General features: G+C 65.7%; 1 protein-coding gene. It reads left to right on the top strand.

Features of this window, described 5'->3' with window-relative positions:
• The coding region (locus ACS5PK_RS22625) for a condensation domain-containing protein (RefSeq protein ID WP_439442519.1) at nt 1-1255 on the top strand (1255 nt) is incomplete at both ends.

Below are 1255 nucleotides of genomic sequence, written 5' to 3'. Positions count from 1 at the left end.
CTACATGGTGCCCAGCGCCTTCGTGCGCCTGGACGCACTGCCCCTGACACCCAACGGCAAGCTGGACCGCCGCGCGCTGCCGGCACCGGACCTGCAGGCCCTGGCCGCGCGGGGCTACGAGGCACCGCAAGGCGAGCTGGAAGAACAGCTCGCCGCACTGTGGGCCGAGGTGCTGCAGCTGCCGCGCGTGGGCCGGCACGACAACTTCTTCGAGCTGGGCGGACACTCGCTGCTGGCGTTGGAGCTGGTATCACGAATGGCCGCCCATGGACTGGTCGGCGACGTGCGCATGATGTTCACAGCAGCCAGTCTCAGCCAACTGGCTGCGCAGCTTCCTGAGCGGCAGCTTGCCGCGGCTGATGACTGGGCAAATGCCAACGTTGTCGCGCCGGACTCCAGGATTCCGGAGAATGCGCAAGACCTGACACCCGACATGCTTCCGCTGGTGACGCTGAGCCAGCAGGAGCTGGATGGCTTGGTCGCAGCCGTTCCAGGAGGTGCAGCCAATGTGCAGGACATCTACCCGCTGGCGCCGCTGCAAAGCGGCATGCTGTTCCATCATCTCCTGGAAAAGGACAGCGATGTCTACCTGCTGCGAGTAGCCCTGCGTTTCAAGAAGCAGTCGCACCTGAGTGCTTACCTGACGGCGTTGCAGCAGGTCATGAACCGCCATGACGTGCTGAGGACCAGCTTCCACTGGAGCGGGCTGAACGATCCGGTGCAACTGGTGCATCGGCAGGTTGAGTTGCCCACGATCTGCCACGACGCCCTGGACGATGGCTCCAGCGCCGAGAGTCAGCTCATGAGACTCACCAATCCAAGGGCCTGCCGCTTGAACCTGGGCAAAGCGCCGCTGATGGAGGCGCACTTGATGCGTGATCCAGCGCATGGGGGCTGGCTGATGGCACTGCTGGTGCATCACCTCATCCTGGACCACCATGCGCTGGAGCTGATGCAGAAGGAGATTGCGCAGCTGATTGAAGCGCGAGAAGGTGCACTGCCGCCCCCGCAGCCCTTCCGCAACTATGTGGCCCAGACGCGGCTGGGCCTGACGCCGGCCCAGCACGAGGCCTACTTCCGCGAGCAATTGGGCGATGTGGACGAGCCGACGCTGCCCTACGGCCTGTCGGACGTGCAGGGCGATGGCAGCCAGGTCGGGGAAGCCCACCTGGCGCTGCCAGATTCGCTGAGCAGCGGGCTGCGCACCCAGGCCCGCCGCCTGGGCGTGAGCGTGGCCAGCCTGTGCCACCTGGCC

It is taken from the genome of Roseateles sp. DB2, assembly GCF_051857535.1.
In the GTDB taxonomy this organism is placed as follows: domain Bacteria; phylum Pseudomonadota; class Gammaproteobacteria; order Burkholderiales; family Burkholderiaceae_C; genus Roseateles_B.
Note: the sequence above shows the minus strand (reverse complement) of the source record. Positions and strands in the feature narration are given on the sequence as shown.